The following is a 21077-nucleotide window of genomic DNA, read 5'->3' on the forward strand; positions in this document are numbered from 1 at the left end:
AAACCCCTTTTCCCGAAGGAGGAAGTGATGTCTTCCGAAATGAAGTGTCCGTTTTCCGGTGGTGCGGCCCAGCCCGCCCCCAAGGCCCGAACCAACCGCGACTGGTGGCCCAACCAGCTCGACCTGGCCATCTTGCACCAGCACGTGCCGTCGGCCAGTCCGCTGGACGAAGAGTTCGAGTACGCCCAGGAATTCAAGACGCTGGACCTGGACGCCGTGGTGCGCGATCTCAACGCGCTCATGACCGATTCGCAGGACTGGTGGCCCGCCGACTACGGACACTACGGTCCGCTCTTCGTCCGCATGGCCTGGCATGCCGCGGGCACCTACCGCGTGGCCGATGGCCGCGGTGGTGCCGGCACCGGCGCTCAGCGCTTCGCGCCGCTCAACAGCTGGCCCGACAACGGCAACCTCGACAAGGCGCGCCGGTTGCTGTGGCCCATCAAGCAGAAGTACGGCCGCAAGCTGTCGTGGGCCGACCTGCTCGTGCTGGCGGGCAACGTCGCGCTGGAATCGATGGGCTTCAAGACCTTCGGCTTCGCCGGCGGCCGTGCCGACATCTGGCAGCCCGAGCTGGAGATCAACTGGGGCGCGGAAAGCAAGTGGCTGGCCGACGAGCGCTACAGCGGCGACCGCCAGCTTGCCCACCCGTTGGCCGCGGTGCAGATGGGCCTGATCTACGTGAATCCCGAAGGCCCCAACGGCAACCCCGATCCGCTCGCCTCCGCACGCGACATCCGCGAGACCTTCGCGCGCATGGCCATGAACGACGAGGAGACGGTGGCGCTCATCGCCGGCGGCCACACCTTCGGCAAGGCACACGGCGCCGGTCCGGCCACGCACGTGGGCGTGGAGCCCGAAGGCGCGGGCATCGAGGAGCAGGGCTTTGGCTGGCGCAGCAGCTTCAACACTGGCGTCGGCGTGCACGCGACCACCAGCGGCCTGGAGGGCGCCTGGACGCCCACGCCGACGAAGTGGGACAACAGCTTCTTCGAGACCCTGTTCGGCCACGACTGGGAACTGACCAAGAGCCCGGCCGGCGCGCACCAGTGGACGCCCAAGGGCGGCGCCGGCGCAGGCACGGTGCCTGATGCACACGACCCGGCCAAGCGCCACGCGCCGATGATGCTCACCTCCGACCTCGCGCTGCGCTTCGACCCGGCGTACGAGAAGATCTCGCGCCGCTTCCTGCAGGACCCGCTGGCTCTGGCCGATGCCTTCGCCCGCGCCTGGTTCAAGCTGACGCACCGCGACATGGGCCCCCTCAGCCGCTACCTGGGTCCGCTGGTGCCCAAGGAAGAGCTGATCTGGCAAGACCCGTTGCCCAAGGTCGACCACGCGCTGGTCGATGCGAACGACGTTGCCGCGCTGAAGGCACAGGTGCTCGCGTCGGGGCTGTCGATCTCTCAGCTCGTCTCTACCGCCTGGGCATCCGCCTCCACCTTCCGCGGCAGCGACAAGCGCGGCGGTGCCAACGGAGCACGCATCCGCCTGGCACCGCAGAAGGAGTGGGTCGTCAACCAGCCAGCCGAGCTGTCGCGCGTGCTGGCCAAGCTGGAAGGCATCCAGAAGGCGTTCAATGGCGCGCAGTCGGGCGGCAAGAAGATCTCGCTGGCCGACCTGATCGTGCTGGCAGGCAACGCGGGCGTTGAAGCCGCCGCGAAGAAGGCCGGCCATGAGGTGACCGTGCCCTTCGCGCCCGGCCGCACCGATGCCAGCCAGGACCAGACCGACGTCGAGTCTTTCGCGGTGCTGGAACCGGTGGCCGATGGTTTCCGCAACCACGTCCGCCCGGGGCTGGAAGGCCTGGCCGCGGAGATGCTCATCGACAAGGCGCAGCTGCTCACGCTGTCAGCCCCGGAGATGACGGTGCTCGTCGGCGGCCTGCGTGCGCTGGGCAACAACGTCGGTCAGGCGAAGCACGGCGTGTTCACCCAGCGGCCCGAAACGCTGACCAACGACTTCTTCGTGAACCTGCTGGACATGCGCACGAAGTGGCAGAAGTCCGACGCAGACACCGGCGTGTTCGAAGGCCGCGACCGCAAGACCGGCGAGCTGAAGTGGACGGGCACCATCGCCGACCTGATGTTCGGCTCGAACGCCCAGCTGCGCGGCCTGGCGGAGTTCTACGCGAGCAGCGATTCGCAGCAGGCTTTCGTGCGCGACTTCGTGGCGGCGTGGGCGAAAGTGATGAACCTGGACCGCTTCGACCTGCGCTGAACGCGGCGCGGCGCCGCTGGGGCCATCGCGCCGCCAGGCAAACCCGGCGGCGGGTGGAGCCTGGCGGCTCAGCCGATCAGCTCTTCCCCCAGCACAGCTTGGTGCCGGTGCCGACGTCGGACGACTCCACGCCCGGCACGGTCTTGGCCGAGATCAGCTTCACGCCGGTGTCGACGTAGCCCGACACCTTCTTGCCGGTCGTGGCATAGCCCACGCCTGCTTCCACACCCAAGGCCGCCATGCGCAGCGGGTACTGCTGCGAGGTCGCGGCGATCACGCCGCCGCCCACGTTCTTCACGCCTTCGCAGCCACCGTCCACCGACACGATCACGACGTCCTTTTCCTTGCCCGCGTTCTTCAGCGCGTTGTAGGCACCGGCCGCGGCCGGCTCATTGATCGTGTAGACCAGGTTCACGTCGGGCGCCTTCTGCAGGCAGTTCTCCATCGCGGTCTGGCCCTTGGCACGGTCGCCGAAGCTGTCGGCTGCGCACACCACCTGCGCGGGGCGGGCCAGCTCGTTGCTGGTGGCCGGCAGGCTGTCCAGGCCGAAGCCCTGCAGGAAGCCATTGTGGCGCTGCGCACCCACGGCGGGGCCGGGGAACAGGTCGAGCATCACCACCTTGGGCGCCTTGCCGCCCAGCGCCGACTTCGCATAGCGGCCGATGAGCACGCCGGCCTCGTAGTTGTTGGTGGCGAACAGCGCATCGGTCGCATCCACCGGCTCGGTCGGGCTGTCCAGCGCGATCACCATCACGCCATGCTCGCGCGCCTTGCGGATGGCCGGCACGATCGCCTTGGAATCGCTGGGCGTGATGAGGATGGTCTTGGCGCCGGCGGCCACCATGTTCTCGATGGCGGTGACCTGCCCCGCGTTGTCGCCGTCGGACTTGCCCGCGGCCGTCAGCAGCTTGGCGCCCTTGGCCTGCGCGGCCTGCTGCGCGCCTTCCTTCATCTTCACGAAGAAGGGGTTGGTCTCGGTCTTGGTGATCAGGCCGATCACCGGCTGCTCGGCCATGGCCAGGCCGGTTGCGAACAGGGAAGCCGCCAGGGCGGTGAAGCGCAGAACGTACATGCTGTGTCTCCTTTGGTTGTCGTCGGTCGCGGCCCGCATCAAGGCAGGCGGCGTGATGCGGATTTCAGCGGCCACCGGTTAGCGATCGATTGCACCCACCGTTTCCGGGATGTCTCGCCGCGGCGGCGCCTGACATCTTTGAAACACAGGGTGCAATCGATCGCTAACAGCCCTTGGGCCCAATGGCCGTTCGGCGCGGCGGGACAGCCGCCCGGGACACGGACAGGAGACAAGCCCATGAGCACCACCGCCCCCGCGGCCGCGGCACCCACCGCTGCGCCGCGGCACGCCCTTCCCCCGCTCGGCCAGATGGGACCGGCCATCGCGCTGGTGCTGGCCTGCGCGATCTTCGGCACCACCAGCGAGCGCTTCTTCAGCGGCGCGAACTTCTCGCTCATCCTGCAGCAGGTGGCGGTGGTGGGCGTCATCGCCATCGGGCAGACGCTGATCGTGCTCACCGCGGGCATCGACCTGTCCTGCGGCATGGTGATGGCGCTGGGCAACGTCGTGATGACCAAGGTCGCGGCCGACCACGGCCTGCCCGCACCGCTGGCCATCGGCTGCGGCCTCGGCGCAACGGCGCTGTTCGGGCTGCTCAACGGCCTGCTGGTGACGCGGCTGCGGCTGCCGCCCTTCATCGTCACACTGGGTACCTTCAACATCGCCTTCGCGATCACGCAGCTGTACTCCAACGCCCAGACCATCACCGACGTGCCGCCGGCCATGACCTGGCTGGGCACGACCTTCTCCATCGGCGGCACCGGCATCGCCTACGGCACGCTGCTGATGCTCGCGCTGTACCTCGTCACCTGGTATGGCTTGCGCGAAACGGCCGGCGGACGGCATCTCTACGCGGTGGGCAACAACCCCGAGGCCACGCGCCTGGTGGGCATCCGCACCGACCGCGTGCTGCTCGCGGCTTACGTGCTGGCCGGCCTGCTGTACGGCGTGGCAGCGCTGCTGTCGGTGGCACGCACCGGTGTGGGCGACCCCAACGCGGGGCAGACGGAGAACCTGGACGCGATCACCGCCGTGGTCATCGGCGGCACCAGCCTCTTCGGCGGACGCGGCTCGGTGCTGGGTTCGCTGGCGGGCGCGGTCGTCGTCGGCGTGCTGCGCAACGGCCTCACGCTGCTGGGGCTGCCTTCCATCTACCAGGTGCTGATCACCGGCGTGCTGGTGATCCTCGCGGTCGCGATCGACCAGATTTCCAGAAAGGCAGGCCGTCGATGAGCGCACCTCAGTACGCCATGCAGGCCCGCGGCCTGGTCAAGCGCTACGGCCAGGTCACCGCGCTGGACGGCGCCGACTTCGACCTGCGCGCCGGCGAGATCCTCGCCATCATCGGCGACAACGGCGCGGGCAAGTCCAGCCTGGTCAAGGCCTTGTCGGGCGCGGTCGTGCCCGACGAAGGCGAGCTGATGATCGGCGGCGCGGCGACGCACCTGCGCAATCCGCTGGAAGCACGCGCCGCCGGCATCGAGTGCTGCTACCAGGACCTGGCCGTCGCGCCGGCCATGACCATCGCCGAGAACCTCTTCCTCGGCCGCGAGCTGCGGCAACCGGGCTGGCGCGGCTCGCTGCTGCGCCGGCTGGACAAGCGCCGCATGCTGGAGACCGCGATGGCGCGCATGGCCGACCTGAAGGTGGGCATCCGCTCGATGACGCAGGCAGTGGAGACACTGTCGGGCGGGCAGCGGCAGTGCGTGGCCGTCGCGCGCGCCGCGGCCTTCGCGCGGCACGTGGTCATCCTCGACGAACCCACGGCGGCGCTGGGCGTGAAGGAGGGCAACATGGTGCTCGACCTGATCCGCCGCGTGCGCGACAAGGGGCTGTCGGTGATCCTCGTGTCGCACAACATGCCGCATGTGTTCGAGATCGCCGACCGCATCCACATCGCGCGGCTGGGCAAGCGTGCGGCGGTGGTCGACCCGCGTCGCATCTCGATGAACGATGCGGTGGCCGTGATGACCGGGGCGATGCCCGCGCACGCCATCCCGCCGGAGTTCCTCGCCGCATGACCGGGGCGCCACCGCGGCGCCCTGATGCACCACAATGAGCACCATGAACGGGTTCGAAACCGCGCCCCGGGTGCTCATCGTCGATGACGACCCCGCCGTGTGCGAGATGCTCAGCGATCTGTGCGACGTGAACGGCCTGGCCGCCACGGCGGTGGCCGACGGCGCGGCCATGCACGAGGCGCTCGCGGCCGGGCCCTTCGAGCTGCTGCTGATGGACCTGCGGCTGAAGAAGGAGGACGGCCTGGCGCTCGCCCGCACGGTGCGCGAGACCTCCGACATTCCCATCATCATCATGACCGGCAAGGGCGACGAGATCGACCGCATCCTCGGCCTGGAGCTGGTCGCCGACGACTACCTGCACAAGCCCTTCAACCCGCGCGAAGTGATGGCCCGCGTGCGGGCCGTGCTGCGGCGTGCGCACCTGCTGTCGCCGCGGGCCGAGCCGCCATCGGCGGCGGCCGCCTCGACGCCCGCGCGCGCGCCGATCCGCTTCGGCGGCCTCACGCTCGACCTCGACGCCCGCCAGCTTCTCGGCCCCGACGGCGAGCCGCGCCGCCTCACCGCCTACGAGTTCAGCCTGCTCGAAGTCTTCGTGCAGAACGTCAACCGCGTGCTCACGCGCGACCAGTTACTGGAAGGCATGCGCCGCCACGACACCGACGTGCTGGACCGTGCCATCGACGTGCTCATCCTGCGGCTGCGGCGCAAGATCGAGCCCAACGCAAGCGCGCCGCAGTTCATCCGCACCGAGCGCGGCTACGGCTATGTGTTCAGCCTGCCCACGGACGATCCGGCGCGCCGCTGAGCGCGTCCAGGCCGCATGAAGCTGCTGCGGCTGCCGGCCAGCGTGCGCATGCGCCTGCTGGCGGCCTTCAGCGTGCTCATGCTGGCCGCAGCCATCCTTGCGCTGGTGGGCCTGCTGGGCCTGCGCGGCACCGACCGTGCGCTGGACAACTTCCGCCTTCGCGTCTTCCCTGACGTCTCGCTCTCGCTGGAGTTGTCGCAGCGCACCGCGGCCATCGCTGCCAACGCACCCTACGTGGCGGAAAGCACGCTGCCCTTCCAGCTGCAGGCCGAGGCACGCTCGATCCGCTCGCGGCTGGCGGAGGTCGACAAGCTGGCCGCCGCCATGCCCGCCAACAGCGTGCTCGCGCGCGACCTGCGCTCGCTGCTGGTGGAGGTGCGCGCCAACGTCGAAGAACTGATCGAGGTCACGCGGCGCGACCTCTTCCTGCAGGAGGACATGCGCGAGTTCGTCTACCGCCTCGACCGCCTGCGCGACGAACTGCCGGCAAGCCGCGGCGCCGGGCTGCAGCCGCTTCTGCCGGACATCGCCCTGGTCAGCCAGATCGACAACCTGCGCGGGCTGGAGCAATTGCGCGAGCGCATCGAAACCCAGGTGCGCGATGCGGCGCTGGTGGCTGCGACATCGCCCGAGGTGCGCCGTTTCGTGCTCGCCGCCGTCACGGGCGAAGGCAACGTGTTTGCGATGCGGCGCCAGCACTTCACGCTGGCCGAGCGCAAGTCCTTCCTCGTCATCCAGTCGCGCACGCAGGCCGAGCGTCTGGGCGACCGGGTCGAGAGCTATGTGAACGGACTGCGCAGCGACATCGACACCGAAGCCAAGGCGATCGACCGGGCAGCGTATTCGGCCGTCGTGGGCATTGCGCTCATCACCGCGGCCTGCGTGCTCGCGGCGGTGATGGGCATGCGCGCGGTGCAACGCTCGATGCGCAGCCTCGCGGGCATCACGCAGGTGATGACGCGGCTGGCCTCGGGCGATGTGGAGCAGTCCACGCCCGAGACTGCGCGCCGCGACGAACTGGGTGAACTGGCGCGGGCCTTCGAGGTGTTCCGCGAGAACGCCCGCGAGATCCGCCGCATTTCCAACGACCTGCAGGAGCAGTCGCGGCTGATGGAGACGGTGTTCGCGCACATCGACGACGGGCTGTCGGTGTTCGACCGCCACGGCCACCTCATCGCCTGGAACCGGCAGTACGGCACGCTGCTGCGCGTGCCGCCGCAGCTGCTGCGCAGCGGTGCCACGCTGGAGGAGATCCAGGCGCACCTGCCCGAGCGCGTGGGCGCGGGCATCGGTCCGCCGGTGCGGCTGGACGTGCTCAACAGCTCTCGCCAGCATGAGGACCTTCGCTTCGACCTGCACTTCCCCGACGGCCGGCTGATCGGCTGCCGCAGCAACCCCATGCCCGGCGGCGGCTTCGTCACGCTGTACAGCGACCTGACCGAGCGGCGCGATGTCGAGTCGCGGCTGCGCCAGGCGCAGAAGATGGAGGTGCTGGGCCAGCTCACCAGCGGGGTTGCGCACGACTTCAACAACCTGCTGACGGCCATCATCGGCAACGTGTACCTGCTGCAGATCAGCGAGCAGATGTCCGCGCGCGACCGGCGGCTGGCCGAGCGCGTGGGCAAGGCGGCCGACCGCGGCGCGACGCTGACCGCGCGCCTGCTCGCCTTCGCGCGGCGGCAGAACCTCACGCCGCAGGCGGTGGCCATCGACGCGCTGATCACCGACCTGGCCGACCTGATGGAGTACAGCGTGGGCAGCGCCATCGCGCTGCAGCTGGACCTGGCCGCCGGTTCGCAGTGCGTGTGGGTGGACAAGGCGCAGTTGGAGAACGCACTGCTCAACCTCGTCATCAACGCGCGCGACGCGATGCCCGACGGTGGCGAGCTGCGGCTGGCCACGCGCGTGGAGGCCGGCAGCGACGCGGTGCGCATCGACGTGAGCGACACCGGCCAGGGCATGGACGAGAGCACGCTGGAACGCATCTTCGAGCCCTTCTTCACCACCAAGGGGCTGGGCAGCGGGCTGGGCCTGAGCATCGTCTATGGCTTCGTCATGCAAAGCGGTGGCGGCATCTCGGCGCGCAGCAGCGTGGGGCGTGGCACGACTTTCGAGCTGAGCCTGCCGCGGGCCCAGCCGGATGCGCCGGCGGCCGCCACGGCCCAGGCCGATGCAGCCCCTCACGTGCCGCCGCAGCGCGTGCTCCTGGTGGAAGACGATGCCGATGTGCGCGCCGCGGTCTGCGAGATGCTGGACGCCCTCGGCCATGAAACGCTGGTCGCGAAGAATGCCAACGAGGCGCTCGCGCTGCTGTCGCAGCCGGTGTCGCTGGTCATCTCCGACGTGGACCTCGGCGGTCCCGTCAACGGCGCCGACCTCGCGCGCGAGATCGCGCTGCATCACGGCGGCGTGCCGTGCATCCTCATGTCCGGAGTGCCTTATGACGTGCTGTCGTCCCGCTTCAGCCTGGGCGAGCCCGACCTGCTGCTGGCCAAGCCCTTCACATCGCAGCAGCTCGAACACTGCATGCGGCGCGCGCTTGACGCCGTTGCCGCGCAGGGCTGAACCATGATGCACCGCCTGCTCGCTGCCTTAATGCTGGTGCTGCTGTCCGCCGGCAGCAGCCCGGCCCTGGCCGACATTCGCCGCATCGGGGTGTCCGTGACGGACATGGGCAATCCCTACTTCACCGAAATTGCACGCAGCGTGGAGGAGACCGCGCGGCGCATCACCGGACACGAGGTGGAGGTCATCGCCAGTTCCTGCGCCTACGACCTCCAGCGCCAGATCGAGCAGCTCGACCGCTTCATCGAGCTGAAGGTCGACCTGATCGTGCTGACCGCCGTGGACCCGCAAGCGCTGCGTCCCGTCATCGAGCGGGCACGGGCAGCCGGCATCCGGGTGATCGGCGTGGACGTGGACGCGGGCACGGCCGCAGACGCGACGGTGATGACCGACAACCTCGACGCCGGCCGGCAAGCCTGTGAGTTCATTGCGCGGCGGCTGAAAGGGCGCGGCAACATGGTCATCATCAACGGGCCGAGGCTGTCGTCTGTCGTGGACCGGGTGCAAGGCTGCATGGAGGTGGTCAAGCGACATCCCGGCCTGAATGTGCTGTCCGCCGACCGCGATGCGGGCGGCAGCGCGCCCGGCGGCTTCGCGGTGATGACCGACCTGCTCGGCAAGCATCCGCGGGTGGATGCGGTGTTCACCATCAACGATCCGACGGCGCTCGGCGCCGAGCGCGCCGCGGCGCAGGCGAAGCGCTCGGAGTTCTTCATCGTCAGCGTGGATGGTTCGCCGCGCGTCGTTCGCAGCATGCGAGCGCCCAATGCGCGCATCGTGGCCACCATCGCGCAGCGTCCGTCGCTGGAAGCGCAGCGCGCGGTGGAAATTGGTGCGCAGCTGCTGCAGGGCGCGCCGCCACCGGGGCAGACGGTGCTGATCCCCGTCTACGTCCTCACGCCGCAATCGGCGGAGGCAGCGGACAAGCCCTGGCGCTGAGGCCTCGCTAGCCTAGCTAGGCTCGTGACTGGCCTACACATGGAACTCTTTGTTCCAAAGATTGACTCGTCCTTATTCGGGCACCAGCATCGGGTGCGGAAGCTTCCAACCGAGCAGTAGAAGTCATGAACAACGAATCCAAAACCTGGCCTGCCCATGAAATCCACCCGTGCAATTCATCAAAGTCTCCTTGCAAGATATCTGGCCCTCGCTGCTAGCCTGATCGCCCTGGCAAGCGCCCAAGCCGCCGTGACGCTGAGCGCCGACGGCGCGGGCAATACCTACGAACTCATCGAGTCCAAGAAGTTCGGCCTCGACATCCCGGACTGCAGGCACCACGTGCGGCACATCCGCGAGGTGTTCGATGCGGAACTCCACGAGTGGGTCTTCGCGTTCGACATCCATCGCCACCTCGACGACGACCGCTGCGGCGCCACCGACCGCCAGCGGGTGGAGATCAAGACCTCGCCCGCCGGCTCGCCCGAGCAACAGCACACCCGCGGCGAGACAGCGCACTACCGCTGGAAGTTCAAGCTGCCCGCCGGCTTCCAGCCCTCGCCCAGCTTCACGCACATCCACCAGATCAAGGCCGAGAACGGGGACGACGACGCACCCATCCTCACCATCAGCGCACGCGCCGGCAGCCAGGACATGCTGGAAGTCATCTACACCGCGCCCCAGGGACAGCCGGGCAGCGGCGTGCAGGCCCACACGCCGCTGGCGCCCTTCATCGACACCTGGGTGGAAGCCTATGTGCGCATCCTCAACCAGGACGCGGGCAAGCTCGAAGTCGTGCTCAAGCGCCTGAGCGACGGCAAGACGCTGCTGTCGTGGACCAGCGGCACGCTGGACACCTGGCGGGTGGGCGCTTCCTACAACCGCGGCAAGTGGGGCATCTACCGCAGCCTGAACAACGCCGCCTACCTGCGCGACGAAACGGTGCTGTTCGCCGACTGGTGCGTTTCGGAATCAGGCGCGAACGAATGCCCGAGTGCGATCAAGCCCCCGTGCCCGACGCCGGTGGTGATGCCTTACCTGCGCGCCAGGGGCGGCACCTGGCAGAAGACGGCGGCGATGACGGTGGCCGCCGGGACCTCCGTGACCTTCGGCCCGCAGCCGATGGACGGAAGATGGCAATGGAGCGGCTGCGGCACCTCGGGCGGCGCACGGGAACAGTCGGTGGTGATCAAGTCGTCCTGCCTCGCCAAGGCCGTCTACACCAATGCGTGCGGTGCATCCGACGGGCAGGATTTCCAGCTCACGGTGAAGAAACCGTAACAGCCTGGACCATGAAGATGGCGCGCCCGGCTGGGATCGAACCAGCAACCCCTGCCTTCGGAGGGCAGTACTCTATCCATTGAGCTACGGGCGCGTGAGGGCGGATTATGGCATCGACTTCATGCCGTCCGCCCGGCCATGCCAGGTCGCCGGGTCCGGCCCCCTATAATCGACGGGTTTTGCGTGGCACGGCCCCGTGCCGGCCCCGCGACGAAAAATCCAAGATGTCGAGGACTCCATGAGCGACGCCCATCACCAGCACGACGAAGACGGTCCGCACGAAGGCCCCATCAAGACGCCCAAGCAACTCATCGTTGCGGTGTTCTTTGCCTTCATCATTCCCATCATCGGCATCATCTTGCTGGTGAGCTACGTCGGTGCGGACAAGCGTCCCGCCGCCGGCAGCGACGGCCTCACCGCCAAGTCGATCGCCGAACGCATCCAGCCCGTGGGCTCGGTGGAAGTGAAGGACGTGAGCGACCCCAACTCGCTCAAGAGCGGCGAACAGGTGTACGGCGCGGTGTGCGTGTCCTGCCACGGCACGGGCAGCCTGAACGCCCCGAAGTTCGGCGATGCCGGCGCCTGGGGCCCGCGCATCCCGCAAGGCTACGAAACCCTGCTGACCCACGCCCTCAAGGGCAAGGGCGCCATGCCCGCCCAGGGCGGCGGCGACTTCAGCGACCTGGAAGTCGGCCGCGCCGTGGTCTACATGGCCAACAAGGCGGGTGGCAAGCTGGAAGAGCCGAAGGCGGCTGCAGCGGCTGCGTCGGCCCCCGACGCAGCCGCGTCAAAGTAAGCCTAAGCCCGCCCCACAAAAAGCCGACCCAAGGGTCGGCTTTTTTCATCAAGCAACACCCGCGGATCTGGCTCCGCCAGTCCGCTGGGTGGCGCCCAAGGGCCACGAAGGGGCCCCTGCGTGGCCCCTGGGGCAGGAGCGCAGCGACTGGGGGGCCGTCTATTCCGCCGCGGACATTTGCAATGCCGCCGGACTCAAGCGGTAGTTGAATCGGCCAGGCAGCTCAGAAAAACCGATCTCCACAGGATTCCACTGCCCTGCCTCCACCGCGTCGGATGCCAGCTCCATGTCCAGCGTGTGCACGATGCCCAGCCCGATGTCGGCCGCCAGGAAGAGCCGGCCATGCTCGTCGACCCAGGCGCTGTGGACCTGCGCCGCCTGCCCGGTGTGGCTGCTCGCGCTCACCGCGGCGCCAGAGCGTTCGAGCCGCCACACGAAGGGCGCCGCCTCCAGCTCCACGTACACGCGCTGCGGCCCGTTCTGGAAGAACCAGCAGCCCGCGCCGTCGGCCGCGTAGTTGCGGTGGATGAACTCGCGCAGCTTCTCGTGCAGGATGCGACTGCCCTTGACCTGCGGGAAAGGCCCCGCCGCCTGGACGCGGTCGTCACGCATGTACCAGTCGCCGCGGGCGTCCAGCGCCAGCCACGCATAGCAGTGCGGCACGTTGGGCCACTTCTTCAGTGCCTGCTTGACGATGTCGTCCATGGGGTGATCTTGCTACAGCCGCGAGCGCATCCAGGCCATCACCCCTTGCGGCATCGCGAGTACATGGCCCGGGAAGCGGCCCGCGGGGAAGCCGACGTGGCCGCCATGCTGCGGATGCCACAGGGTGACGTGATCGCCGACCTCCGCCTGCGAGGGCAGGCAGGCCGCGGGCACGAAGGGGTCGTTGCGGGCGTTGAGCACCAGCGCCGGGATGCGGATGCGGTGCAGGTGCGGCTTGGCCGAGCCTCGCGACCAGTAGTCGTCGGTGTTCCGAAAGCCGTGCAGCGGCGCGGTGAAGACGTTGTCGAACTCGTAGAGGTCGCGCGCTGCCAGCAGCCGGTCGCGGTCGAACAGGCCCGGATGTTGCGCCAGCTTGCTCAGCGCCTTGGGCACCATGGTGCGCAGGAACATGCGGGTGTAGACGAGGCGGTTGAACCCGCGACCGATGGCCTCGCCGCCCGCCGCCAGGTCGATGGGCGAGCACACCGCCGCCACGGCGCTGGCGGTCTGCGCCGCGGTATTGCCGGCTTCCTGCGCCCAGCGCAGCAAGGCATTGCCGCCCAGCGACACCCCCACGGCGGCCAGCGTGCCGCGGTGGCGTGAACGCAGCTGCGACAGCATCCAGCCGATCTCCTGGTAGTCGCCCGAGTGGTAGGCCCGCGGCGCCAGGTTCAGCTCGCCGGAACAGCCGCGGAAATGCGGCACCGCGAAACGCCAGCCGTTCTCGCGCGCCCAGTGCGCGAAGGCCTGGGCGTAGTGGCTGGACGACGAACCCTCCAGCCCATGGAAGAGCACCAGCAGCGGCGCGGTGTCATCCGCTGCGGATTGCAGCCAGTCCACGTCCACGAAGTCCTGGTCCGGGGTGGTCAGGCGCTCACGGGTGAAGCTGGGCACGGGACCCTCGAAGCGCCGCGAGAACAGCGCCGGCCAGATGGTCTGCACATTGCCGCCGGGCAGCCACCACGGCGCTCGGTAACTGCTGTCCATTCGTTCAGTGGAGCGTGGACGCTGCCTCGATGATTTCCTGCACCTCTTGCGGTGTGCCGGGGCTGGCATGGTGCGCCACCATGCGCCAGCCCTGGGCGCCCTTGACGTACACGTTGGTCGCGATGACCCAGGCCGCCTGCGGGCCCTCCTCGCTCAGCACCTCCACGCGCTCGAGCAGGTTGTGCACCGCGCTGGTCAGGCTCACCACGCGGCGGACCTGCTCGGGCTGTGCGTTCACCACGCCATTGCTGAAGATGGCCTCGAAGCTCGCGCGGATGGCCGTGGCGCCCACCAGGCGCGGCCCGCCGGGATGTACGCAGACGATCTCGTCGTCATCGCTCCACACAGCCATCAGCTTGTCGATGTCGCCGCGCTGCAGGGCTTCGTAGAACTGCGCCTCGATGTCATCGGGCGAGCCGAAGATGGCGACCGGGACCTTGGCGCGCGACACCATGCCCGCCTCAGGCGAAGACCACCGTCTTGTGGCCGTTCATGAGCACGCGGTGCTCGACGTGCCAGCGCACCGCGCGCGCCAGCACCACGCTCTCGACGTCACGGCCCACGGCGGTGATCTCGTCGGGGCCGAGGGAGTGGTCCACGCGCTCCACGTCCTGCTCGATGATCGGGCCCTCGTCGAGGTCGGCCGTCACGTAGTGCGCCGTCGCGCCGATCAGCTTCACGCCGCGCTCATGCGCCTGGTAGTAGGGCTTGGCGCCCTTGAAGCTGGGCAGGAAGCTGTGGTGGATGTTGATCGCCCGGCCCTTGAGGAAATTGCAGAAGTCGGCACTGAGGATCTGCATGTAGCGCGCGAGCACGACCAGGTCGATCTGCTGCTTGTCGAACAGTGCCTCCACTTGCTGCTCCTGCTCGCGCTTGGCCTGGGCGCTCGCGCCGGCGGCCAGCGGCAGGTGGTGGAAGGGAATCTTGTAGCTGGCGGCCAGCTCGGCGAAATCGGGATGGTTGGAGACGATGGCCGCGACCTCCACGTCCAGCTGGCCGGAATGTGCGCGGAACACCAGGTCGTTCAGGCAGTGTCCGTGCTTGCTCACCATCAGCATCAGGCGCGGCTTGCGGGCCAGCGAGTGGAAGCTCGCGTCCATCTTGAACTGCTCGCGCACGTTGGTGAAGAGCTGGTCCAGCACGCCCGGGGCGGACAGGTGCTGCGGCGCCTCGAAGTGCACCCGCATGAAGAACAGGCCCGTGCCGCCTTCGGACTGCACGTCGCCGAACTGCTGCGAGTCGACGATGTTGCAGCCGGCCTGGTAGAGCAGGCCCGACACGGTGTAGACGATGCCCTTGGCGTCAGGGCAGGACAAGGTGAGGACGAACTCGTTGGCGGCGGACATGGGGCGAGATTGTACGAACAGGCCCATGAAACCCTCTTTTCGCAGCGGCCGGCCGTATGATCGCGCCCAATTCAGGCTTCCCAAGCACCGTCGCGCTCCATGCCGCCCCCCTCGCCCAATGCCGAATGGTCCGCCAAGAGCCGCGAGCTGTCGCAGCTGCTGTCGCGCGCCGGGCTGGGCGACCGTGCGGCTTTTGCCACACTTTACGAGCTGACCAGCTCGCATCTGTTCGCCGTGGTGCTGCGTATCAACCGGGACAGGGCGCAAGCCGAGGACATCCTCCAGGAGGTGTATGTCAACGTCTGGCGCGCTGCCGGGGGTTTCGACGCGGCGCAGAGCCAACCGCTGACGTGGCTGACGAGCATTGCTCGCAACCGCGCCATCGACAGCCTGCGCCGGGCCCAGACCCAGCCCCAGTTCCAATCCACGACTACTGACGACGACGAGGATCCTGACGTGTACGACACGACGGCCGACGACCAACCGGGCCCGCTCGAACTGCTGAGCCGGGCTTCGGATGCGCGCGCCCTGTCGCACTGCATGCAGGACCTCAACGCCCCGCAGCGGCAAAGCCTGGCGCTGGCTTTCTACGACGGCCTGAGCCATGCCGAGGTGGCCGAGAAGATGGGCCAGCCGCTGGGCACGGTGAAGAGCTGGGTGCGGCGTGCCCTGCTGTCACTCAAGGCCTGCCTGGAAAACGCGGCCCGCCGCGACGAGGCCAAGGGAGGCTGAACCATGGACTACAGCCGCCCCGAACTGGTCGACCGCCTGGCGGCGGGCTACGTGGCCGGCACCTTGCGCGGGCCAGCGCGGCGGCGCTTCGAGTCGCTGCTGGGTGGGCATCCGGCGATGCGGCGGGCCGTGACCGAGTGGCAGGCCAAGCTGATTCCCTTGACCGTGAGCGTCACGCCGGTGAAGCCGCCGCCGCAGGTGTGGAAGCGCATCGAGGCGCGCATCGGCGGTGCGCCGGTGGCCTCGGCCAAGCCGGCACGGGTGGGATTCTGGGAGCGGCTGTCGCTGTGGCGCGGCATCGCCGGCGTGGCCAGCGCGGCTGCCTTGAGCCTGGCGGTGCTGGTCTCCAGCCCCGGACCCGCCCAGCCGCCGATCGTGGTGGTGCTGAGCTCCACCGGCGCGGCGGCCGATGGCTCGGTGGTGCCCGCCACCTTCGTGGCCAGCATCAGCGGCGACGGCCGGTCGATGGTGACCAAGCCCATCACACAGGTCAGCGTGCAGGCCGACAAGGCGCTGGAGCTGTGGGCCGTGCCCCCCAAGGGCGCACCGCGTTCGCTGGGCCTGATCTCGGCCAACGGCACGACCATCGTCAAGAAGGGCAAGGTGCTGGTCGACACCGCCGCCCTGGCCGTCAGCCTGGAGCCGCCGGGCGGCTCGCCCACCGGCGCGCCGACCGGGCCGGTGCTGTGGGCGGGCAAGCTTCAGATCTGACGCGTCGGGCGACTCTTCAGCCCAGCTTGGCAGCGAGCAGATCCACCGGGTCGATCTGAGGCGGGCGGCTGAACAGCTCATCGGCCCTCGCCATCAGCGCCTGCGCGATCGGCCCGTTCAGGTGGGCCTGGCGGCCGGCCTCGTCGGCGAAGGCATCGAAGACGCCGAAGCTCGACGGCCCCATTTGCAGGGCGAACCAGCAGACCGTGCGCTGCTCCTGGTTGGCCAGTGCGACCGCGCTTGCCAGGAAGTCGGCCACGGCCGCCTCTTTGCCAGGGCGCGCCTCCAGGCGTGCGAGCAGGGCCTTGTGGACGGTGGGGGTGGTGGACATCGCGTGCTCCTGTTGAAGTTGCCCGGGATCGGGTGAACGCAACGATACGGATCCACGGGCTTTCTAGCCATTGGCAAGATTGACATTGATGGTATCGTTCCTGCCATCATGACGCGAATCGACATCCTCGCCCTGGACGGCGTCTTCGACACCGGCCTGGCCGCCGTGCGCGACGTCTTCGGCGCCGCGGTGGAGCTGACCGGCGGCGAGTTCAACCTGCAGATGCGAACCATCGGGTTGCGGCGTTCGGTGAAGACCGCCGGCGGCCTGAGCGTCCCGGTGGAGCCGGCCGACAGCGGGTCGCTGCCCGACATCGTCATCGCACCCGCGCTGGGCACCAAGACACCCGACAGCCTGCGGGCCGCGCTGGAGCGGCGGGATGTGCGCGACGCGGTCGGCCTGCTGTCCGAGCAAGGCGGTGCCGGCGTGCGCGTGGCCGGCGCCTGCACGGGCACCTTCATGCTCGCGGACGCCGGCCTGCTCGATGGCCGCGCGGCAACGACCACCTGGTGGCTGGCGCCTTTCCTGCGCGAGCGGCATCCGCGGGTGTTGCTGGACGAGTCGCGCATGCTCGTGGCCGCGGGCGAGGTCATCACCGCCGGTGCAGCACTCGCCCACCTTGATCTCGCACTGTGGCTGCTGCGCCAGTTGAGCCCGGCCACGGCGAGCCTGGTGGCGCGCTACCTGATGATCGATGAACGGCCCTCGCAGGCGGCCTATGTGATCACCGATCACCTGGCCCATGCGGATCCGATGATCGAGCGTTTCGAGCGATGGGCACGTTCGAACCTGGGGCAAGGCTTCTCGTTGACCGCCGCGGCGCATGCGGTGGGCACCAGCGAGCGGACGCTGGCGCGGCGGCTGCAGCGTGTCCTGGGCAAGACGCCGCTGTCGTACTTCCAGGACCTGCGGGTCGAGCGTGCCGTTCACCTGCTCAAGACGGGCCGGGCCAGCGTGGACGCGATCGCCTCCGAGGTGGGCTATGCGGACGGCGTAACCCTGCGCACGCTGCTGCGCAAGAAGCTGGGCCGCGGCGTGCGGGAGTTGCGTGGGGCCTAGCGCGGCAGGCCGGTCACTTCGGTCCGGCCAGCGACAGGACCTTCACCCGCTCAGTCCACTCCCCTTGGTCGTTGCGCACCATCTCGCGAAACGTCACGCCGCCTTGATCGAGTTGGGTGACCCGTCCGATGTTCTTCCCGATGCCGTCGCCCCGCTTGGCAACCCAGACGGCCGCATCAGGTGACTCCACCAGCCCGAAGTACTGGCCGCGGAATTGAACCAGCCCTTTGACGCGCAAGGCGTCGCTGTCGTAGCTTTCCAGCGGATAGGCACTCAGGCTGAACGAATAGGGCACGGTGCCCGCGCTCGGGTCACCGAAGACGGCGACATTGGACATCCAGGTCAACTTGGAATGTGTCTGCGATGCCAGCTGCTCCATGACCTGGCGCCAGGACTGCTGCGTGACCGAAAAGTCGATCGACATTCCCTTCAAGCGCCGATCAGCGACGATGACGCTTTGTCCCAGGATGGAGGCCGTCGTGACGGCCACGGCGGCGGCGTCGATGCCGCGTCCTGTGATGCTCACGGCATCGCCAGCCTCCGAGGCCGTGCTCCACGGCGAGAGGAACATGCCCGTCAAACAAAATGCCAGCGCTGGCAGACGCATGCGATTCATCCATACCTCTTGAACTTGATTCAGGCTGCTACGCGCAGGGCTGGTCGCGCACTGTTTTCCGTCGGTCATTGTCAAATTGCTTCATGGCGCTGCTGTGGGCCGTCTCCGGCAAGGATGGCCAACTGATGCAAACGCTCAACGCCGACATTGCGCAGGGTGCGCGCCGTGCCGGGCGGAATGATCAGAACACTGCCCGCACGGTATGCCTGAGGCGCCTGCCCTTCGGGCGTGCATTCTCCCTCGCGGACAGCAGACGATGATCTCTTCAATCGGGTGCTTGTGCAATGGCTGCGACTGCGTTGCCCATCCAAAGCACAGAAAGCCCCGCACAAAAGGCTGTACCCAGCGCAACATGCAAAGGATTGGCATGCCAAGCCAGCAGATGGTTGAGTGCTGCGAAAAGAAGAACTGCCAAGAGCCCACTGGCAAGACCCAAAAGCATGGAGTGCAGCGCCTGCTTGCGCAGTCTTGGCACACAGGCTCGAACCGACCACTCGATCACTGCGAGTGGTGCTGCGAACGCCAGACCGGCAAACAACCAAAGAGCCAGGACGTCAGGTTTCATTTGAGCGCAAGAGGTTGAAGATGAAGTCGGCGCGGCAGCTTCAGACACTTTGCCCCGCACTGCCAAGAAAGACGCCACCACCGATGAAGTGCACCAGCGCGGCATAGCCCGCACCGGCAACGATGGCCAGCACGATCGCGCCCAGGAACGAAGTGCCAAGCACGTACTTGAACGACAGCAGCAGCGCCAGTGGGGCCAGCAAGAGTGCCCAGGGCCCCGTGATGAGACTCATGGCAGCGCCCACGACGCCCAGGAAGAGCGAAAGAATGGCGCGCCACAGCGTTGGATTCTCGGCTCCGACCACACGAGCGGCGAGCCACACGGGCGCGGAAAAGACGACGATGAAGCCGACCTGGATCACCAAGGCCGGCAAGCCCGTGATGGATATATTCAACTTGCTTCCCTGTGTTTCACACGCGCAGCCGCCTCATTCGATCCGCCTCACGCCGCCGTTGGTGGGCGTGGCGCTCTCGTGAAAGAGATCGGCCAGGTACTGCGCAAGGTCCTGCTCAGCGACGAAATCGGGGACCACGAAACCCGCCGGGCTGCGCTTGCCATCAGCGCCAACTGCGTAGGCTTGCCAGAGCGCTCCTTCTCGCTGGACGAGAACGATGCGGCCGAAGACGTTGAAGCGATGCGCTTGCATGAGGCGCTGGCCACTCGACCGACCGCTCAGGCAACCGAGGACGAACGAGTTTCCGCAACAACCTTCATCGCCTGCCTCACATCGGCGCCGGACTCCCTTCGGTACAGCCGCATCGCCTCGATCTCCTTTCCGGCACGTGCAAGCCCGATGACTTCGGCCGATGGCTCCAGCGACCCGGTCGGCACAGGTTCTTGCAGAGCGAGGAGCTTCTTGACGTTCGTCTCAACCGATCCGAGCCGGCGGACAAGCTCGACCAGCAAGACAGCGATCACGATGAGCAGTGCAGTTTCGAGTTGCATGGGCAGCATGGAACATGTTCCTGAGGAACGCCAACATACCCACGAATCACGCTCAATGCCACCCCCTGAGGTAGGAGGCAGGTGCTGCAGCGTTACCTAGTCTGCCGGGACGCCTGCGTTCAGCAAGCCGTCCAGCGCAGCCTCCACCCTCACCGGGCTCACTTCGACGAGGCAGCGCGTATGGCCAAACCGGCATGTGCGCTCAAAGCAGGGCGAGCATTCCAGCCCCAGTTCGTCCTTGAGCCAGATCACCTGCGCCCTGCGGTTCAAGGGCGGCGTGTGCTCGGGGCTGGTGGAGCCGAACACGGCCACTTGAGGAAGGCCGAACGCAGCCGCCACATGCATCAAGCCTGAGTCGTTGCTGACCAATCCCTTGGACGCAGCAATCAAGGCCATCGCGTCCTTCAGCGAAGTCTTGCCGGCGAGTACCCGGCAGGCATCGGGCGCCATGAGCGAGATGCGGTCGCACAATTCCGCCTCCTTGCCCGAGCCAAGCAGCGCGATGGGCAGGCCGTGCTTCGCGTGCAGCGAGCGGGCGAGTTCGGCGTAGTGGTCGGCGGGCCAGCATTTGGCTGGGCCGTATTCGGCGCCGGGGGCGAAGGTGAAGAACTGGCCAGGGGTGAGTCCAACCTTGCTCGCGGCATCGGATTGGGTTTGAGGGTCGAAGTGGAGTCGGGGGATGTCTGCCCCCGCGCCATGGCCCTGCGCCGCGGCGAGAGAGGAAGACCTGGCGCCGCGACCTTCACCTTGTGCCAGCGCACTGTAGAACGCCACCATCGGCGGTCGGCCACCGGGATTCGGCAGCCGCTCGTTGAGCAGCAGCACTCGGCCTTCGCCCTGGTAGCCCACCCGCCGCGGAATGCGCGCCAGGAACGGAATCAGCGCCGACTTCAGCGAGTTCGGCAGCACATACGCCGCATCGAACTGCCCGCGCACCCCGCGCGCCACCTCGCGCCGCTTGGCCCAATCCAGCCGTCCGTGCGCGAACGGCAGGTCGATCACCCGTGTCACCTGCGGCATCGCTGCGTACACCGGCGACACCCAGGGCAAGGCGGCCACCGTGAGCGTCTCGCCACGGGCGGCCAATCGCGCCATCAGCGGCTCGCTCATCACCGCATCGCCGATCCACTGCGGCGCGATGATGAGCGATCGTGTCATCGGCACCGAAGGGTCAATGCGCGTGGCCCAGCACTTCGCCGGCCTTGAGCTTGTACACCGTGCCGCAGTACGGGCACTTGCCTTCGCCCGTGCTCGCCACGTCGATGAACACGCGCGGATGCCCGCTCCACAGCGTCATCTTGGGGTTGGGACAGAAGACCACGCCGTGGCCTTGCAGGTCCTGGGCGGTCACCTCGACCGCGGGTTGCTTGTCGGTGCTCATCGA

Annotated in this window: 24 protein-coding genes and 1 tRNA gene; 11 read left to right on the forward strand and 14 right to left on the reverse strand. The window is 68.0% G+C overall.

Annotated features, from left to right (window positions below; all coding sequences use genetic code 11):
* The first annotated feature begins 27 nt into the window (after positions 1 to 27).
* Entirely contained in the window at positions 28 to 2220 is a 2193-nt protein-coding gene (gene katG / locus DZC73_RS11890) for a catalase/peroxidase HPI (RefSeq protein WP_124540473.1), read from the forward strand.
* Between the two features lie 76 nt (positions 2221 to 2296).
* On the opposite strand, the gene DZC73_RS11895 is transcribed toward katG, so the two are convergent.
* Entirely contained in the window at positions 2297 to 3292 is a 996-nt protein-coding gene (locus DZC73_RS11895) for a sugar ABC transporter substrate-binding protein (RefSeq protein WP_124540474.1), read from the reverse strand.
* A gap of 237 nt (positions 3293 to 3529) precedes the next feature.
* On the opposite strand from DZC73_RS11895, the gene DZC73_RS11900 reads away from it, so the two are divergent.
* The 6 genes from DZC73_RS11900 (at position 3530) to DZC73_RS11925 (ending at position 10900) form a co-directional block, all read left to right on the forward strand.
* A complete protein-coding gene (locus tag DZC73_RS11900) occupies positions 3530 to 4525 on the forward strand; it encodes an ABC transporter permease (protein WP_124540475.1) in 996 nt (331 codons plus the stop codon).
* Entirely contained in the window at positions 4522 to 5313 is a 792-nt protein-coding gene (locus DZC73_RS11905) for an ATP-binding cassette domain-containing protein (RefSeq protein WP_124540476.1), read from the forward strand. The genes DZC73_RS11900 and DZC73_RS11905 overlap by 4 nt, the downstream gene beginning before the upstream one ends.
* Positions 5314 to 5356: 43 nt before the next feature.
* A complete protein-coding gene (locus DZC73_RS11910) occupies positions 5357 to 6118 on the forward strand; it encodes a response regulator (RefSeq protein ID WP_124540477.1) in 762 nt (253 codons plus the stop codon).
* Between the two features lie 15 nt (positions 6119 to 6133).
* Entirely contained in the window at positions 6134 to 8683 is a 2550-nt protein-coding gene (locus tag DZC73_RS11915; protein WP_124540478.1) for a PAS-domain containing protein, read from the forward strand.
* 3 nt (positions 8684 to 8686) lie between these two features.
* Positions 8687 to 9622 (forward strand): substrate-binding domain-containing protein, encoded by a 936-nt coding sequence (locus tag DZC73_RS11920; protein ID WP_124540479.1) that lies wholly within the window; start codon positions 8687 to 8689, stop codon positions 9620 to 9622.
* Between the two features lie 249 nt (positions 9623 to 9871).
* Positions 9872 to 10900: a heparin lyase I family protein gene (locus DZC73_RS11925; RefSeq protein WP_161974550.1), complete on the forward strand. Its 1029-nt coding sequence runs from the start codon at positions 9872 to 9874 to the stop codon at positions 10898 to 10900.
* An 18-nt stretch (positions 10901 to 10918) separates the two neighbouring features.
* Here DZC73_RS11925 and DZC73_RS11930 read toward each other — a convergent pair.
* A tRNA-Arg gene (locus DZC73_RS11930) sits at positions 10919 to 10994 on the reverse strand.
* Between the two features lie 144 nt (positions 10995 to 11138).
* Between DZC73_RS11930 and DZC73_RS11935 the strand changes: the two genes are divergently transcribed.
* On the forward strand, positions 11139 to 11696 hold the full coding sequence (locus DZC73_RS11935) for a c-type cytochrome (protein WP_124540481.1): 558 nt from the start codon (positions 11139 to 11141) through the stop codon (positions 11694 to 11696).
* 159 nt (positions 11697 to 11855) lie between these two features.
* Here the strand turns inward: DZC73_RS11935 and DZC73_RS11940 are convergent, their stop codons facing one another.
* Genes DZC73_RS11940 through purU form a run of 4 tightly spaced genes read right to left on the reverse strand, consistent with a single transcriptional unit; the run spans position 11856 to position 14734 of the window.
* Complete coding sequence (locus DZC73_RS11940) at positions 11856 to 12401, reverse strand: DUF2946 family protein (RefSeq protein ID WP_124540482.1); 546 nt, start codon at positions 12399 to 12401, stop codon at positions 11856 to 11858.
* A gap of 12 nt (positions 12402 to 12413) precedes the next feature.
* Positions 12414 to 13388, reverse strand: a complete 975-nt coding sequence (locus DZC73_RS11945; protein WP_124540483.1) for a YheT family hydrolase — start codon at positions 13386 to 13388, stop codon at positions 12414 to 12416.
* 4 nt (positions 13389 to 13392) lie between these two features.
* On the reverse strand, positions 13393 to 13842 hold the full coding sequence (locus DZC73_RS11950; protein ID WP_124540484.1) for a YybH family protein: 450 nt from the start codon (positions 13840 to 13842) through the stop codon (positions 13393 to 13395).
* Between the two features lie 7 nt (positions 13843 to 13849).
* Positions 13850 to 14734 (reverse strand): formyltetrahydrofolate deformylase, encoded by an 885-nt coding sequence (gene purU, locus DZC73_RS11955; RefSeq protein ID WP_124540485.1) that lies wholly within the window; start codon positions 14732 to 14734, stop codon positions 13850 to 13852.
* Positions 14735 to 14833: 99 nt separating this feature from the next.
* On the opposite strand from purU, the gene DZC73_RS11960 reads away from it, so the two are divergent.
* Positions 14834 to 15466 (forward strand): sigma-70 family RNA polymerase sigma factor, encoded by a 633-nt coding sequence (locus DZC73_RS11960; RefSeq protein ID WP_124540486.1) that lies wholly within the window; start codon positions 14834 to 14836, stop codon positions 15464 to 15466.
* 3 nt (positions 15467 to 15469) lie between these two features.
* On the forward strand, positions 15470 to 16177 hold the full coding sequence (locus tag DZC73_RS11965; RefSeq protein WP_124540487.1) for an anti-sigma factor: 708 nt from the start codon (positions 15470 to 15472) through the stop codon (positions 16175 to 16177).
* Between the two features lie 16 nt (positions 16178 to 16193).
* Here the strand turns inward: DZC73_RS11965 and DZC73_RS11970 are convergent, their stop codons facing one another.
* A complete protein-coding gene (locus tag DZC73_RS11970; RefSeq protein ID WP_124540488.1) occupies positions 16194 to 16508 on the reverse strand; it encodes a putative quinol monooxygenase in 315 nt (104 codons plus the stop codon).
* A 108-nt stretch (positions 16509 to 16616) separates the two neighbouring features.
* On the opposite strand from DZC73_RS11970, the gene DZC73_RS11975 reads away from it, so the two are divergent.
* Positions 16617 to 17567 (forward strand): GlxA family transcriptional regulator, encoded by a 951-nt coding sequence (locus tag DZC73_RS11975; protein WP_124540489.1) that lies wholly within the window; start codon positions 16617 to 16619, stop codon positions 17565 to 17567.
* A 13-nt stretch (positions 17568 to 17580) separates the two neighbouring features.
* Here the strand turns inward: DZC73_RS11975 and DZC73_RS11980 are convergent, their stop codons facing one another.
* The 7 genes from DZC73_RS11980 to DZC73_RS12010 all read right to left on the reverse strand — a co-directional run bounded on the left by DZC73_RS11980 (position 17581) and on the right by DZC73_RS12010 (position 21074).
* Positions 17581 to 18252, reverse strand: coding sequence for a pilus assembly protein PilP (locus tag DZC73_RS11980; protein WP_124540490.1), 672 nt, complete (start codon positions 18250 to 18252; stop codon positions 17581 to 17583).
* Between the two features lie 196 nt (positions 18253 to 18448).
* A complete protein-coding gene (locus DZC73_RS11985) occupies positions 18449 to 18748 on the reverse strand; it encodes a hypothetical protein (protein ID WP_124540491.1) in 300 nt (99 codons plus the stop codon).
* Between the two features lie 40 nt (positions 18749 to 18788).
* Entirely contained in the window at positions 18789 to 19112 is a 324-nt protein-coding gene (locus DZC73_RS11990) for a hypothetical protein (RefSeq protein ID WP_124540492.1), read from the reverse strand.
* A 63-nt stretch (positions 19113 to 19175) separates the two neighbouring features.
* Complete coding sequence (locus tag DZC73_RS11995; protein WP_124540493.1) at positions 19176 to 19394, reverse strand: DUF7661 family protein; 219 nt, start codon at positions 19392 to 19394, stop codon at positions 19176 to 19178.
* A 26-nt stretch (positions 19395 to 19420) separates the two neighbouring features.
* Positions 19421 to 19702 carry a hypothetical protein gene (locus tag DZC73_RS12000; RefSeq protein ID WP_124540494.1) on the reverse strand — a complete coding sequence of 94 codons (282 nt, stop codon included), beginning with the start codon at positions 19700 to 19702 and terminating at the stop codon, positions 19421 to 19423.
* Between the two features lie 87 nt (positions 19703 to 19789).
* Positions 19790 to 20851, reverse strand: coding sequence for a lipopolysaccharide heptosyltransferase II (gene waaF / locus DZC73_RS12005; protein ID WP_124540495.1), 1062 nt, complete (start codon positions 20849 to 20851; stop codon positions 19790 to 19792).
* 13 nt (positions 20852 to 20864) lie between these two features.
* Positions 20865 to 21074 carry a zinc-finger domain-containing protein gene (locus tag DZC73_RS12010; RefSeq protein WP_124540496.1) on the reverse strand — a complete coding sequence of 70 codons (210 nt, stop codon included), beginning with the start codon at positions 21072 to 21074 and terminating at the stop codon, positions 20865 to 20867.
* Positions 21075 to 21077 lie beyond the last annotated feature (3 nt).

The sequence above is a fragment of the Rhizobacter terrae genome (assembly GCF_003852895.1).
Lineage (GTDB): Bacteria > Pseudomonadota > Gammaproteobacteria > Burkholderiales > Burkholderiaceae_C > Albitalea > Albitalea terrae.

What these genes read in the sequence shown, in the direction of transcription:
- DZC73_RS11910 (WP_124540477.1), top strand. Translation starts at nt 5,357, where the DNA reads ATGAACGGGTTCGAAACCGCGCCCCGGGTGCTCATCGTCGATGACGAC.
- DZC73_RS11940 (WP_124540482.1), bottom strand. Translation starts at nt 12,401, where the DNA reads ATGGACGACATCGTCAAGCAGGCACTGAAGAAGTGGCCCAACGTGCCG.
- DZC73_RS11960 (WP_124540486.1), top strand. Translation starts at nt 14,834, where the DNA reads ATGCCGCCCCCCTCGCCCAATGCCGAATGGTCCGCCAAGAGCCGCGAG.
- DZC73_RS11985 (WP_124540491.1), bottom strand. Translation starts at nt 18,748, where the DNA reads ATGAAACCTGACGTCCTGGCTCTTTGGTTGTTTGCCGGTCTGGCGTTC.
- DZC73_RS11945 (WP_124540483.1), bottom strand. Translation starts at nt 13,388, where the DNA reads ATGGACAGCAGTTACCGAGCGCCGTGGTGGCTGCCCGGCGGCAATGTG.
- katG (WP_124540473.1), top strand. Translation starts at nt 28, where the DNA reads ATGTCTTCCGAAATGAAGTGTCCGTTTTCCGGTGGTGCGGCCCAGCCC.
- DZC73_RS11920 (WP_124540479.1), top strand. Translation starts at nt 8,687, where the DNA reads ATGATGCACCGCCTGCTCGCTGCCTTAATGCTGGTGCTGCTGTCCGCC.
- DZC73_RS11950 (WP_124540484.1), bottom strand. Translation starts at nt 13,842, where the DNA reads ATGGTGTCGCGCGCCAAGGTCCCGGTCGCCATCTTCGGCTCGCCCGAT.
- DZC73_RS11915 (WP_124540478.1), top strand. Translation starts at nt 6,134, where the DNA reads ATGAAGCTGCTGCGGCTGCCGGCCAGCGTGCGCATGCGCCTGCTGGCG.
- DZC73_RS12000 (WP_124540494.1), bottom strand. Translation starts at nt 19,702, where the DNA reads ATGCTGCCCATGCAACTCGAAACTGCACTGCTCATCGTGATCGCTGTC.
- DZC73_RS11965 (WP_124540487.1), top strand. Translation starts at nt 15,470, where the DNA reads ATGGACTACAGCCGCCCCGAACTGGTCGACCGCCTGGCGGCGGGCTAC.
- DZC73_RS11995 (WP_124540493.1), bottom strand. Translation starts at nt 19,394, where the DNA reads ATGCAAGCGCATCGCTTCAACGTCTTCGGCCGCATCGTTCTCGTCCAG.
- DZC73_RS11970 (WP_124540488.1), bottom strand. Translation starts at nt 16,508, where the DNA reads ATGTCCACCACCCCCACCGTCCACAAGGCCCTGCTCGCACGCCTGGAG.
- waaF (WP_124540495.1), bottom strand. Translation starts at nt 20,851, where the DNA reads ATGACACGATCGCTCATCATCGCGCCGCAGTGGATCGGCGATGCGGTG.
- DZC73_RS11975 (WP_124540489.1), top strand. Translation starts at nt 16,617, where the DNA reads ATGACGCGAATCGACATCCTCGCCCTGGACGGCGTCTTCGACACCGGC.
- purU (WP_124540485.1), bottom strand. Translation starts at nt 14,734, where the DNA reads ATGTCCGCCGCCAACGAGTTCGTCCTCACCTTGTCCTGCCCTGACGCC.
- DZC73_RS11895 (WP_124540474.1), bottom strand. Translation starts at nt 3,292, where the DNA reads ATGTACGTTCTGCGCTTCACCGCCCTGGCGGCTTCCCTGTTCGCAACC.
- DZC73_RS11905 (WP_124540476.1), top strand. Translation starts at nt 4,522, where the DNA reads ATGAGCGCACCTCAGTACGCCATGCAGGCCCGCGGCCTGGTCAAGCGC.
- DZC73_RS11980 (WP_124540490.1), bottom strand. Translation starts at nt 18,252, where the DNA reads ATGACCGACGGAAAACAGTGCGCGACCAGCCCTGCGCGTAGCAGCCTG.
- DZC73_RS11935 (WP_124540481.1), top strand. Translation starts at nt 11,139, where the DNA reads ATGAGCGACGCCCATCACCAGCACGACGAAGACGGTCCGCACGAAGGC.
- DZC73_RS11900 (WP_124540475.1), top strand. Translation starts at nt 3,530, where the DNA reads ATGAGCACCACCGCCCCCGCGGCCGCGGCACCCACCGCTGCGCCGCGG.
- DZC73_RS12010 (WP_124540496.1), bottom strand. Translation starts at nt 21,074, where the DNA reads ATGAGCACCGACAAGCAACCCGCGGTCGAGGTGACCGCCCAGGACCTG.